The sequence below is a fragment of the Dickeya fangzhongdai genome (assembly GCF_002812485.1).
GTDB lineage: Bacteria > Pseudomonadota > Gammaproteobacteria > Enterobacterales > Enterobacteriaceae > Dickeya > Dickeya fangzhongdai.
Window position 1 is genome coordinate 3,882,570 of sequence record NZ_CP025003.1, and the last position, 12,070, is coordinate 3,894,639.

At 61.3% G+C, this 12,070-nt stretch carries 11 protein-coding genes; 8 read left to right on the plus strand and 3 right to left on the minus strand.

Translation table 11 applies throughout. The features are described from left to right. Positions 1–3 precede the first annotated feature (3 nt). The 3 genes from hpxX to hpxZ are packed head-to-tail and all read left to right on the plus strand — an operon-like array spanning position 4 to position 1,987. Positions 4–201 carry an oxalurate catabolism protein HpxX gene (gene hpxX / locus CVE23_RS17425; RefSeq protein ID WP_038666285.1) on the plus strand — a complete coding sequence of 66 codons (198 nt, stop codon included), beginning with the start codon at positions 4–6 and terminating at the stop codon, positions 199–201. Beyond that, positions 198–1,610, plus strand: coding sequence for an AtzE family amidohydrolase (locus tag CVE23_RS17430; protein WP_100850032.1), 1,413 nt, complete (start codon positions 198–200; stop codon positions 1,608–1,610). Before hpxX ends, CVE23_RS17430 begins: the two co-directional genes overlap by 4 nt. Beyond that, positions 1,607–1,987, plus strand: coding sequence for an oxalurate catabolism protein HpxZ (gene hpxZ, locus CVE23_RS17435; RefSeq protein WP_038666279.1), 381 nt, complete (start codon positions 1,607–1,609; stop codon positions 1,985–1,987). Before CVE23_RS17430 ends, hpxZ begins: the two co-directional genes overlap by 4 nt. Positions 1,988–2,041: 54 nt before the next feature. Here the strand turns inward: hpxZ and puuE are convergent, their stop codons facing one another. Genes puuE through CVE23_RS17450 form a run of 3 tightly spaced genes read right to left on the minus strand, consistent with a single transcriptional unit; the run spans position 2,042 to position 4,512 of the window. After that, positions 2,042–2,989 (minus strand): allantoinase PuuE, encoded by a 948-nt coding sequence (puuE, locus tag CVE23_RS17440; protein ID WP_100850033.1) that lies wholly within the window; start codon positions 2,987–2,989, stop codon positions 2,042–2,044. Between the two features lie 45 nt (positions 2,990–3,034). Continuing rightward, the gene (gene hpxA, locus CVE23_RS17445; RefSeq protein ID WP_100850034.1) at positions 3,035–3,772 is read right to left on the minus strand and encodes an allantoin racemase; all 738 of its coding nucleotides are present in this window, start codon (positions 3,770–3,772) and stop codon (positions 3,035–3,037) included. Continuing rightward, the gene (locus tag CVE23_RS17450) at positions 3,769–4,512 is read right to left on the minus strand and encodes a GntR family transcriptional regulator (RefSeq protein ID WP_038920026.1); all 744 of its coding nucleotides are present in this window, start codon (positions 4,510–4,512) and stop codon (positions 3,769–3,771) included. The genes hpxA and CVE23_RS17450 overlap by 4 nt, the downstream gene beginning before the upstream one ends. A gap of 152 nt (positions 4,513–4,664) precedes the next feature. Between CVE23_RS17450 and CVE23_RS17455 the strand changes: the two genes are divergently transcribed. From CVE23_RS17455 to proW, 5 genes are all read left to right on the plus strand, one after another. Continuing rightward, positions 4,665–6,149 (plus strand): NCS1 family nucleobase:cation symporter-1, encoded by a 1,485-nt coding sequence (locus CVE23_RS17455; RefSeq protein WP_038920027.1) that lies wholly within the window; start codon positions 4,665–4,667, stop codon positions 6,147–6,149. A gap of 229 nt (positions 6,150–6,378) precedes the next feature. Then, a complete protein-coding gene (atzF, locus tag CVE23_RS17460) occupies positions 6,379–8,181 on the plus strand; it encodes an allophanate hydrolase (protein ID WP_188726104.1) in 1,803 nt (600 codons plus the stop codon). A 17-nt stretch (positions 8,182–8,198) separates the two neighbouring features. Beyond that, positions 8,199–8,915: a GntR family transcriptional regulator gene (locus tag CVE23_RS17465; protein WP_100850036.1), complete on the plus strand. Its 717-nt coding sequence runs from the start codon at positions 8,199–8,201 to the stop codon at positions 8,913–8,915. A 696-nt stretch (positions 8,916–9,611) separates the two neighbouring features. Next, on the plus strand, positions 9,612–10,814 hold the full coding sequence (gene proV, locus CVE23_RS17470; protein WP_038666265.1) for a glycine betaine/L-proline ABC transporter ATP-binding protein ProV: 1,203 nt from the start codon (positions 9,612–9,614) through the stop codon (positions 10,812–10,814). Then, positions 10,807–12,024 carry a glycine betaine/L-proline ABC transporter permease ProW gene (gene proW, locus CVE23_RS17475; protein WP_038920031.1) on the plus strand — a complete coding sequence of 406 codons (1,218 nt, stop codon included), beginning with the start codon at positions 10,807–10,809 and terminating at the stop codon, positions 12,022–12,024. Before proV ends, proW begins: the two co-directional genes overlap by 8 nt. Positions 12,025–12,070: the final 46 nt, after the last annotated feature.

Here is a 12,070-nt window from a genome sequence, read left to right on the forward strand (position 1 = left end):
CTCATGGAAAAAAAGGATATCGATCAGGACGCGCTGGCCGCGTACCTGCAACAGATGGAAACCCTGCTGCAACTGGAGCTGGATGATGCCCGTCGCCAGGAACTGCAGGTGCAATTCACACGCATCGCCGCGATGGCGCAGCCGCTGATGGCGTTCCCGCTGGACGAGCGCCAGGAAGTGGCGGGAGTGTACCGGCCATGAACCCCGCTCAATTGTCTATCCGCGCGCTACGGGCCGAATTGACGGGCGGTCACCTTTCCGCCACCGACATCGCCCGCGACACGCTGGCGCAAATCGAACGGCGCAATCCGGCGGTCAACGCTTATACCGGCGTCACCGCGCAACGTATGCTGGCGGAAGCCGCCGACATCGACGGCAAGCGTCATCAGGGGAAGGCGCTGCCCGCGCTGGCGGCGGTCCCCTACGCGGTGAAGAACCTGTTTGACGTCGCCGGTGAAACCACGCTGGCCGGCGCCAGACTGTTCAGCCAGCGCGCGCCGGCAACGCAGGACGCGTTTGCGGTGCGTCAGTTACAGTCCTGCGGCGCGCTGCTGTCCGGGCTGCTGAATATGGATGCCTACGCCTACGGTTTTACCACCGAAAACAGTCACTACGGCGCCACCCGCAATCCACACGATCTGACGCGTATCGCCGGCGGATCTTCCGGTGGATCGGCGGCGGCGGTGGCGGCCGGACTGGTGAATTTCTCGCTCGGCAGCGACACCAACGGGTCGATCCGCGTTCCCGCTTCACTCTGCGGGATCTTCGGGCTGAAGCCCACCTTCGGCCGGCTGTCGCGCCACGGCACCCAGCCGTTTGTCGGCAGCCTCGATCATATCGGCCCGCTGACGCGCAGCGCTGAAGATCTGGCGCTGGTGTATGACGAGCTGCAAGGGTTCGATCCGGCGGATCGATTTCAGGCGATTCAACCGCTGCGCTCGACCGTACCGTCGCTGACGGACGAGACGCCGCTGCGCAGCCGGGTGCTGGGCGGTTACTTCGCGCAATGGTGCGATGAACAGGCCGCCGCCGCGGTACGACAGGTGGCGAATGCGTTAAACGCCGCTGATGACGTGGCGCTGGATAATGCCGCGCTGGCGCGTACGGCGGCGTTTATTCTCTCCGCCAGCGAAGGCGGCAACCAGTATCTGCCCGCCCTGCGCGCCACGCCGGATCTGTTTGAACCACTCTCCCGCGAACGGCTACTGGCCGGGGCGATGATCCCCGCGGCCTGGTACGTGCAGGCGCAGCGTTTCCGCGATCATTTCCGCCGCGACATGCTGGCGCTGTTCGCCGATACCGATCTGCTGATCGCGCCGGCCACGCCATGCCCGGCAACGCTCATTGGTCAGGAAACCATGCGCATCAATCACACCGATTTGCCGATCCGCGCCAGCATGGGAATGCTGACCCAGCCGATTTCGTTCGTCGGCCTGCCGGTGGTGACGGTACCGCTGGCAACCGCCGGCGGGCTGCCGATCGGCGTCCAGTTGATCGCCGCGCCGTGGCGGGAAGATGTCGCGCTGCGCGCCGCCTGGCGTCTGGAACAACAAGGCATTGCCCGGGTTTTACCGCCCGTGTCCCTTCATTCACAAGGAGCTTCCGTATGACACCCGAGATCAATCTGCCCGACGTTCTGGCCGAGATCACCACCGCGTTTTATCGTTATGAAAAGGCGCTCACCGGCAACGACATCGAGGTACTGGACGAGCTGTTCTGGCACGATGAACGCACCGTGCGCTACGGCGCGTCGGAAAACCTGTACGGCATCGAACAGATCCGCGAGTTTCGCGCCGCTCGCCCGTCGGCCGGGCTGGATCGCCGGTTGCAAAACACGGTGATCACGAGCTACGGCCGCGATATGGCGGTCGCCAGCACCGAATTTCGTCGTGAAGGCAGTGAGAAAATCGGCCGCCAGATGCAAACCTGGCTGCGCACCGCGCAGGGCTGGCGTATTGTCGCCGCCCACGTCAGCCTGATGGCGTAACCCGATACGGCTTATCAGGCCGGCAGATTGCCGTATCAGGCCGGTGGCGCCTCATCACCCCTGATACGGATGTGCCCGATACCAGTGTTCGGCGATATCCTGACGGCGGCAAACCCACACCCGCTCGTGCTGCTGGATGTAATCGAGGAAGCGCTGCAACGCCCGGAAACGTCCCGGCCGCCCCAGCAGGCGGCAGTGCATGCCGATAGACATCATCTTCGGCGCCTCATCCCCTTCGGCATACAACACGTCAAAGCTGTCCTTCAGATAGCTGAAAAACTGCTCGCCGCTGTTGAAACCCTGTGGTGAGGCGAAGCGCATGTCGTTGGCGTCCAGCGTATAGGGAACGATCAGATGCGGCTGCACCCCGCCGTCCGCTCGCCGCACCGGCAGCCAGAATGGCAGGTCGTCGCCGTAGTAGTCGCTGTCGTACAGGAAACCGCCCTGCTCCAGCACCAGTTGCCGGGTGTGGGGGCTGTCGCGCCCGGTGTACCAGCCCAGCGGCGGCCGGCCGAACAATTCCGTGTGCACCGCGATCGCCTGTTGCAAATGCGCGCGCTCGGCGTCGATATCCATATTCTGGTAGTGAATCCAGCGCCAGCCGTGGCTGACCACGTCATAGTCCGCCGCCCTGATGGCCTCGACCACCGCCGGATTACGCGCCAGCGCCATCGCTACGCCGAACACCGTCAGCGGCAGGCCGCGGCGCTGAAATTCCTGATGAATACGCCAGAAACCGGCGCGGGAACCGTACTCATAGAGCGAATCCATCGACATGTGCCGCGCCGGGTAGCTGGCCGCGCCGATGATATCGGACAGGAACTGCTCGGAACCGGCGTCGCCGTGCAGCACATGGTTTTCCGCCCCTTCTTCGTAATTGAGCACAAACTGCACCGCGATGTGCGCCTGTCCGGGCCAGCGGGCGTGCGGCGGTTTACCGGCATAGCCGATCAGGTCGCGCGGGTAGTCAGGGTCAGAGCCCCATTGCTGAGAGAGTGTCATGGTTTCTTTCCTTATTGTGGTGACCGCAACGTCGTACGCCGCCGATTAACGCAAAGCCCCGAAGGCGCCGGTCAACGGCTTGTCCAGCGGATAGTCAAGATCGCCGTGTTTACTGGTGGTCAGCCCCAGCCCGATCAGCGACTCCACCATTTTCACCGCCGCGCCCACGCCGTCGATAACCGGGATCCCCAGTTCCTGCGTCAGCGCCTGCGCCAGATCGGCCATACCGCCGCAGCCAAGCACAATGGCGCCGGATCCATCCTGTCGCTTAGCTTGTATACACATTTCCCGCACCTTGTGCTGCGCCAGCCCCTGGCCGTCTTCCAGCGCCAGTACCGGCAGCTCGATGGCGTGCAGCGCGGCGCAGTGATGCTCGAAACCGTAACGCTGCAACAGATGACGGGCGATGATCAGCGTGCGCGGCAGCGTGGTGACGATGGAAAAGCGCGTCGCCACCAGCGTCGCCAGGTGCATCGCCGCTTCAGCGATGCCCACCACCGGCGCGCGCGCCAGTTCCCGCGCCGCCAGCAGGCCGGGGTCGCCAAAACAGGCGATGACATGGCCGCTGACGCCCTGCTCGCGGCCCAGCCGAATTTGCTCCAGCACCCCGAGCGTCGCCACCGCTTCGTCAAAATGTCCTTCTATCGACGGCACGCCCTGCGACGGGCATACCGCCAGAATGTCGGTGCCGGGAGCAGCCACTCGCCGCGCCGCCTCGCCGATGGTTTCGGTCATCGCCAGGCTGGTGTTGGGGTTGATCACCTGAATTACGCATTGGCTCATTCGGCTTGCTCCTCTTTATTACGACCGAACGGCTTCAGATGGCTGAACAACCGCGAGAAATCCGGCGTGGTCGCGCCGTCGCCGTCAAAACGCAGGCTGGCGACGATATCGTCGAAATGTTGCTGCATGGCGCTGGTCAGCGCCGCCAGATCCCGGTTACGCAACAACGCCAGCAGATCGTGATGATCGTGACAGCGGCATCCCTGCTGCCAGGGCGCGCCGTAGGCGGCGATCACCAGCGACGATCGCAACGTCAGTTGCGACACCATGCTGGTCAGCACGCTGTTGCCGGAAATCGCCTGTAACTGGATGTGAAACGCCGCCGACAGGCGGATCGCCTCCGGCCCGTTGCGATCCTGATGCGCCTTCTCTTCCGCCGCCATCAGTTTCTCCAGCGCCGCCAGATGCGGCGGCTGGCAGTGCGCGATCACCGCGGGCAGGTTGGCGCACTCCATCAGGCTACGGGTCTGAAAGATCTCACGCGCTTCTTCCACCGTCGGCGTCGCCACCTGTGCACCACGTTTGGGCAACAGTGTGATCATTTGCACCGTCGCCAAACGCTGCAGCACTTTGCGGATCCCGGTACGGCTGACGCCGAACACCTCCGCCAGCGCCTCCTCCGGCAGGCGAGCGCCGGGCAACAATTGATGCTCGACGATCGCGTTTAACAGTGCCTGATAGATAACTTCATCTTTTTGCTCGAAAAATGTCTCATTTCCAAGACCGTAAATATCGCTCATCGGTTTCTTCCGTCATCACGTTCATCGCCAAATCGTACACACAAAATAAATTTATTGTATACAAAATTCACTGATCTGGCCCAAATCCTGCAACACCCCACTGCCTGATTTTTTCACCTTTATTTTTATCGTCACCAAAAGGAGCAGATTCCATGCCAGAAAACATGACGTCCGCCGGAAACACCCCGGCGCATTACAGCCCGAGACTGTGCAATGAAGATTTGGCCCCGACGCGTGTACAAAGCTGGTCCTGGTACAACATCTTTTCATTCTGGATGTCGGATGTACACAGCATGGGCGGCTACGTGGTGGCGGCCAGCTTCTTTACGCTGGGTCTGGCCAGCTGGCAGGTGCTGCTGTGCCTGCTGGCGGGTATCTGCATCGTGCAACTGTGCGCCAATCTGGTGGCCAAACCCAGCCAGCTCAGCGGCGTACCCTATGCGGTGATTTGCCGTCAGTCCTTCGGCGTGTTCGGCGCCAACATTCCGGCGGTGATCCGCGGGCTGATCGCTTTCGCCTGGTACGGCATCCAGACTTATCTGGCCGCCAACGCGCTGATGCTGGTGCTGTTGAAATTCGTACCGTCGCTCACGCCGCTGACCACCAGCCACTGGCTCGGTCTGTCGGCGCTGGGCTGGCTGTGCTTCGGCGTGATGTGGCTGCTGCAGGCGATGGTGTTCTGGCACGGCATGAGCGCCATCAAGCGCTTTATTGATATCGCCGGCCCGGCGGTCTACATAGTGATGCTGGCGCTGGCCGGATGGATTGTATACAAAACCGGGCTGGAGAATATCTCCTTCACGCTGGGCAGCAAATCCCTCAGCAGCGGCGAGCAGGTCTGGCAGATGATCACCGCCACGGCGCTGGTGGTGTCCTATTTCTCCGGTCCGTTGCTCAACTTCGGCGATTTCTCCCGTTACGGTAAAAGCATGCAGGAAATCCGTCGCGGCAACCGCTGGGGTTTGCCGTTCAACTTCCTGCTGTTCTCCATCGTGACGGTGGTGATCGTCTCCGGCACCCAGTCGCTGTTCGGCCAGATGATCACCGACCCGATCGAAACCGTCAGCCGCGTCGGCAACAGCGTGGCGGTGGCGTTAGGCCTGCTGACCATGATTGTCGCTACCATCGGCATCAACATTGTCGCCAACTTCGTTTCTCCGGCGTTCGACTTCTCCAACTGCGCGCCGCAGCGCATCAGTTTCCGTACCGGCGGGATGATCGCCGCGGTCGGCTCGGTGCTGCTGACTCCCTGGAACCTGTTCAACTCGCCGGAACTGATTCACTACACGCTCGACGTGCTGGGCGCGTTTATCGGCCCGCTGTTCGGCATCCTGCTGGCGGATTTCTACCTGATCAAAGGCGGCAAGATCGACGTAGATGCGCTGTTCAACGACACCCCCAGCGGGCGCTACTGGTATCGCAACGGCATCAACCCGAACGCGGTGCTGGCGCTGCTGCCCTCGGTGGCTATCGGGCTGGTGATAAGCTTTGTGCCGGCCTGGCATGAGGTCGCCAATTTCAGTTGGTTTATCGGCGTGGCGCTGGGCGCCGGCAGCTACCGCTATCTGGCGCGCCGCGAAAAGGCCGTCATGCCGGCCGCCAGCAACATGTCTGGCTTCGTGTTGGGTAAAGAATAAATCACACCGGGATCGCGGCGCGGCGTCGCGATCCGTCTTTGCTCCTTTCCATATGCCCGTATGCCCTGTTTTCGAGCCCGCACCGGATGCGGCTGTGCCATCGCGGTGCGTTCTTCTGCTGCCAGACCGGGCTCGACTGACCATAAAGCAAGTAAAAACAGTGCATTAAAAAACTGGCATAAGGTTTGAATGTTGCATTCCATCTTGTATACCAACTGGAATGCATTTCATGACATCGCAGACTGTTTATACCGGCTTCACGTTGCCTCAGTGGCAGCGCCACCACCAGCAGCACCCGGACCGCCTGACTGAAACCCTGCTGACCGTCTGGAGATCGCTGCGCGCTGACGACCCGGCGTGGATTTATCTGCCCGACGAAGCCCGACTGCATGAGCAAATCACCCACCTGCTCAGCCAGCCTGACGCCCAACGCCTGCCGCTTTACGGCATTCCGTTTGCGGTCAAAGACAATATTGATGTCGCCGGTTGGCCCACCAGCGCCGCCTGTCCGGCTTTTACTTACACCGCGGCGCAAGACGCCACGGTGGTCGCACGACTGAAAGCCGCCGGCGCCATCGTGCTCGGCAAAACCAACCTTGACCAGTTCGCCACCGGGTTGGTGGGCACCCGCTCACCGTTTGGCGCGGTTCCCAACAGCGTTAATCCGCAGTACGTCAGCGGCGGCTCCAGCTCCGGTTCCGCCTCGGTAGTCGCACGCGGGCTGGTGCCGTTCGCGCTGGGCACCGACACGGCTGGCTCCGGCCGCGTTCCGGCCGGATTCAACAATATCGTCGGTCTGAAACCCACCAAAGGCTGGCTGTCGACGCAGGGAGTCGTGCCCGCCTGCCGTCTGAACGATTGCGTGTCGGTGTTCGCACTGACGGTGCCCGATGCCTGGCTCGTCGCTATGCAGGCCGGCGGCTATGACGAAGGCGACGCTTATTCGCGTCATCATCCCCGCACCACGCCGGCGACGATGTCGGCCCGGTTACGGCTGGCGGTGCCGCATCCGCTGGAATTCTTTGGCGATCGGCAGGCGGAGCAAGCGTTTCAGCAGGCACTGTCGCACTTGCAGTCAATGGGCGCGACGCTGGAACCACTGGATTTCAGCCCGTTCGAACAGCTGGCGCGTCAATTATATGAAGGGCCGTGGGTAGCGGAACGCACCGTGGCGGTCGGCGACCTGCTGCACGAACAGCCGGAAGCGATGGACCCGACCGTACGCAGCATCATCGCCAAAGGCGCCGATTACAGCGCCTGCGAGGTGTTTGAAGCGGAATACCTGCGAGCGGGGCTGGCCCGGCACATTGCCGCCCGGTTAAGCGGGTTTGACGCGCTGGTGGTGCCCACCGCGCCGACCATTCATACGCTGGAAGAGATGAAACAACAGCCGGTGGCCTACAACTCGCAGTTCGGCTTCTACACCAACTTCACCAATCTGGCGGATTTGTGCGGGCTGGCGCTGCCGGCGCCGTTTCGCGACGACGGCCTGCCCGCCGGCATCACGCTGATTGCGCCGGCCTGGCACGACGCCGCGCTGGCGGCGTTCGGTCAGCGCTGGCAGTCAGTCACGGCGCTGCCGCTGGGCGCTACCGGCAATACCCTGCCGCCGGTTCCGCCGCAGGAAACAGCCTCTCCTCATCATGTACGACTCGCCGTAGTAGGCGCTCACTTAAGCGGTATGCCGCTCAATTTTCAGCTGCTGACCCGCAACGCCGTCAAAGTGGAAGAAACCGTCACATCAGCCGACTACCGCCTGTACGCGCTGGCGAATACCCAGCCGCCCAAGCCAGGACTGGTCAACACCGGTCAGGGACAGCCGATTACAGTGGAGCTGTGGGATGTCCCGCTGGCGCGCTTCGGCGAGTTGGTGGCGGAAGTCCCGGCACCGCTCGGCATCGGCACGCTGACGCTGGCGGATGGCCGTCAGGTCAAAGGTTTCATCTGTGAACCGGCGGCGCTTAACGGCGCGCGGGACATTACCGAATTCGGCGGTTGGCGCGCCTTTGTAACCCAACGCTCACCAGCCTGACAACGGGAGGAAACAGGATGCAATTCTCTGCGCCCGACGACCGGAACGCGCGTCATAAAAGCAAACCGCCGGTACTGGCGGAACAGGTTTACCAACGGCTCAAGCAGGATATTTTCGATTTTCGGTTGCTGCCGGGAGATCGCTTTACCGAGAACGAACTGGCGGAACGCCTGTCGGTCAGCCGCACGCCGATCCGTCAGGCGCTGTTCCGGCTGGAAACCGAGGGGTTTGTGAGCGTGTACTACCGCAGCGGCTGGCAGGTCAAACCGTTCGATTTCGCTTACTTCGAGGAACTGTATGACCTGCGCATCGTACTGGAGCGGGAAGCGGTGCAGCGGCTGTGCCTGCTGTCGCCTGACGCCTGCGCCGCGCTGCTCCAGCCGTTGCATCAGTACTGGATAGACGACCCGCGGCAGGATGACGGCCAGCAGGTTTCCCGGCAGGATGAAGCCTTTCACCTGGCGCTGGTCGCGGCCGCCGGCAACCGGGAAATGGCGCGCGTGCACCGGGACGTCACCGAAAAAATTCGCATTATCCGCCGGCTAGATTTCACCCGTCAGGATCGCATTCAGGCCACTTATCAGGAACATGCCGCCATCCTGCAAGCCATCCTCGCTCAGAATAGCGGGCAAGCCTGCCGGTTGCTTGCCGAACATATCGCCGGCAGCAAAGCCGAGGTTCGCAACATTACTCTGCATCTGTTGCAGCAAGCCAGAAATCAGGCCAACGATTGACATCGATACTGCCGGCCGAGCCCGGCAGTATTTCCTGATTACATTCCGCGATTATTCGCGCCGCTGGCGCGGTGTCTGCTCCGTTCACTCCCGTCGCTGACCAACGTAAGCCACCGGGGATTCACCCGGTGGCCGCCTTTCTGTCCCCTTACATTATTTCGGGGATAAACACTCAGAATCATCCGATTATTTCATCGTGATAATACGGCATATCACACCGCATTATCCCCGTCAAAATCGCCGCTCAAACCAGACTATTTTTTAGCGCCAAAACTCATTTCAAAACGACCACTCAAACCATAAATATCCCATTTCAACCACTGACGCAATCCGTTCAATCCATATGAATTTCGCATTAAATGACATTATTATTTCACTCATCTTACACCTTGCAAAAATCATTGTTTTCCTGATGAAATCCCTTTTCAAAAATTCAATTAAACCCCAGACAACAAAAACAATAACGATATGAATTTAAAACAAAAATAAACAATTTTACCCACAGAAAATTTCTCTTTCACTTTTCATACAGAAAGAATTAATTCGAATAAATATTGCCATCCAGTCGCCAAAAATGGACATCAATCCTCACCAAAGGGTTGTCAGAGCGTCGGTTTATGGTAGGGTATAAAAAGTGTCACCCACCATGAGGCAGCGAGAAAAAACAATTAAACCACACAGGAAACCCCTAATTACATGGCAATTAAACTTGAAGTAACACATCTATATAAAATATTTGGCGAGCATCCCGATAGGGCATTCAGGCTCCTGGAACAGGGGCTGAATAAGGATCAGATTTTTGAGAAAACCGGTCTGACGGTGGGGGTAAAAGACACCAGTCTGGCCATTGAAGAAGGCGAGATTTTTGTGATCATGGGATTGTCCGGTTCCGGCAAATCCACTCTGGTACGCCTTCTCAATCGCCTGATAGAACCCACTCGCGGTCAGGTACTGATCGACGGCGAGGATATCTCTCGCCTGCCGGACGGCGCGCTGCGTGCGATCCGCCGCAAGAAGATCAGCATGGTGTTTCAGTCTTTCGCGCTGATGCCCCACCTGAATATTCTCGACAACACCGCATTCGGCATGGATCTGGCCGGGGTGCCCCGCGTGGAACGCGAGCAGAAAGCGCTGAGCGCCTTGCAGCAGGTCGGCCTGGAGGCGTACGCCAACGCCTACCCGGACGAACTCTCCGGCGGGATGCGCCAGCGTGTCGGCCTGGCCCGCGCGCTGGCCAACGACCCCGATATCCTGCTGATGGATGAGGCATTTTCGGCGCTCGACCCGTTGATCCGCACCGAGATGCAGGATGAATTGATCAAGCTGCAGGCGCGCCAGCAACGCACCATCGTGTTCATTTCGCACGATCTGGACGAAGCGATGCGCATCGGCGATCGCATCGCCATCATGCACAGCGGCGAGGTGATTCAGGTCGGCACGCCGGATGAGATTCTCAATAACCCGGCTAACGACTATGTGCGCACCTTCTTCCGCGGCGTGGATATCAGCCACGTATTCAGCGCCAAAGACATCGCCCGCCGCCGCCCGGTCGCGGTGATCCGCAAAACGCCGGGCGTTGGCCCGCGATCCGCGCTCAAGATCCTGCAAGAGGAGGATCGCGAGTACGGGTATGTGCTGGAGCGGGGGCGCAAGTTCATCGGCGTAGTCTCCATCGACTCCCTCAAACAGGCGCTGCGCGAGCAGCAACCGCTGGAGCAGGCATTATTGCCCGCCCCGACGCCGGTCCCCGCGGAGATGTCGCTCAACGAGCTGATATCTCAGGTGGCGCAAGCCCCCTGCGCGGTACCTGTTGTGGACGAAAACCATGAATATCTCGGCATTATCTCCAAAGGGATGCTGCTGCAGGCGCTGGATAAGGAGAGTACGCTGAATGACTGACACCACGCAAAACCCCTGGGACGACACCCAAACGCCGGATTCGGCGACCAACGCCGGCCACAACCACGCCGCCGCCACACCGGGCGGGCATGCCGCTACGGCGGGCTCCTCGGGTACCCCAGCGCAGGCCGACCCCTGGGCGGCATCATCAGCGCCGGCAGGCAACGCCCCGCCGACGGATAACGCCGCCGACGCCTGGAGCAATGCGCCGCCGCCCGCCGCCAGCGACGTACACCAGAGCGGCAGCGACTGGCTGAACAGCGCGCCAACACCGACACAGGAACACATCAACCTGATGGATCCGTTCCGCCATACGCTGGTGCCGCTCGACCGCTGGGTGACCGAAGGCATCGATTGGCTGGTACTGCATTTTCGCCCGCTGTTTCAGGGCATTCGCGTACCGGTCGACGTGATCCTCACCAGCTTTCAGCAACTGCTGACCGGCCTGCCCGCGCCGATCGCCATTCTGGTGTTCTCGCTGCTGGCCTGGCAGGCGTCCAGTTTCGGCATGGGCGTGGCGACACTGCTGTCGCTCGTCGCCATCGGCGCTATCGGGGCCTGGTCGCAGGCAATGGTCACGTTGGCGCTGGTGCTGACCGCGCTGTTCTTCTGCGTGATCATCGGCCTGCCGCTGGGGATCTGGCTGGCGCACAGCGATCGCGCGGCCCGTATCGTGCGCCCGCTGCTGGACGCCATGCAGACTACGCCGGCGTTCGTCTATCTGGTGCCGATCGTGATGCTGTTCGGCATCGGTAACGTGCCGGGCGTGGTGGTGACCATCATTTTCGCCCTGCCGCCGATTGTTCGCCTGACCATCCTCGGCATCCGTCAGGTGCCGGCGGACCTGGTGGAAGCAGCGCAATCTTTTGGCGCCAGCCCGCGCCAGATGCTGTTTAAGGTGCAGTTGCCGCTGGCGATGCCGACCATCATGGCCGGCATCAACCAGACGCTGATGCTGGCGCTGTCGATGGTGGTGATCGCCTCGATGATCGCCGTCGGCGGGCTGGGACAGATGGTGCTGCGCGGCATCGGCCGCCTCGACATGGGGCTGGCGTCCATCGGCGGAGTCGGCATCGTAATTCTGGCCATTATTCTGGATCGTTTGACCCAGTCGCTGGGGCGCGACGCCCGCAGCCGCGGCAACCGTCACTGGTACCACCACGGCCCGCTGGGACTGCTGGTTCGCCCCTTCATCAAATCCCGGGCCTAACCGCGCCCGGACCGCACCACCTGACCCTGCGGCCGGCGCCGGCTGG

Excerpts from the sequence above, each read along its gene's own strand:
- hpxX (WP_038666285.1), top strand. The coding sequence starts at position 4 with ATGGAAAAAAAGGATATCGATCAGGACGCGCTGGCCGCGTACCTGCAA.
- CVE23_RS17430 (WP_100850032.1), top strand. The coding sequence starts at position 198 with ATGAACCCCGCTCAATTGTCTATCCGCGCGCTACGGGCCGAATTGACG.
- hpxZ (WP_038666279.1), top strand. The coding sequence starts at position 1,607 with ATGACACCCGAGATCAATCTGCCCGACGTTCTGGCCGAGATCACCACC.
- puuE (WP_100850033.1), bottom strand. The coding sequence starts at position 2,989 with ATGACACTCTCTCAGCAATGGGGCTCTGACCCTGACTACCCGCGCGAC.
- hpxA (WP_100850034.1), bottom strand. The coding sequence starts at position 3,772 with ATGAGCCAATGCGTAATTCAGGTGATCAACCCCAACACCAGCCTGGCG.
- CVE23_RS17450 (WP_038920026.1), bottom strand. The coding sequence starts at position 4,512 with ATGAGCGATATTTACGGTCTTGGAAATGAGACATTTTTCGAGCAAAAA.
- CVE23_RS17455 (WP_038920027.1), top strand. The coding sequence starts at position 4,665 with ATGCCAGAAAACATGACGTCCGCCGGAAACACCCCGGCGCATTACAGC.
- atzF (WP_188726104.1), top strand. The coding sequence starts at position 6,379 with ATGACATCGCAGACTGTTTATACCGGCTTCACGTTGCCTCAGTGGCAG.
- CVE23_RS17465 (WP_100850036.1), top strand. The coding sequence starts at position 8,199 with ATGCAATTCTCTGCGCCCGACGACCGGAACGCGCGTCATAAAAGCAAA.
- proV (WP_038666265.1), top strand. The coding sequence starts at position 9,612 with ATGGCAATTAAACTTGAAGTAACACATCTATATAAAATATTTGGCGAG.
- proW (WP_038920031.1), top strand. The coding sequence starts at position 10,807 with ATGACTGACACCACGCAAAACCCCTGGGACGACACCCAAACGCCGGAT.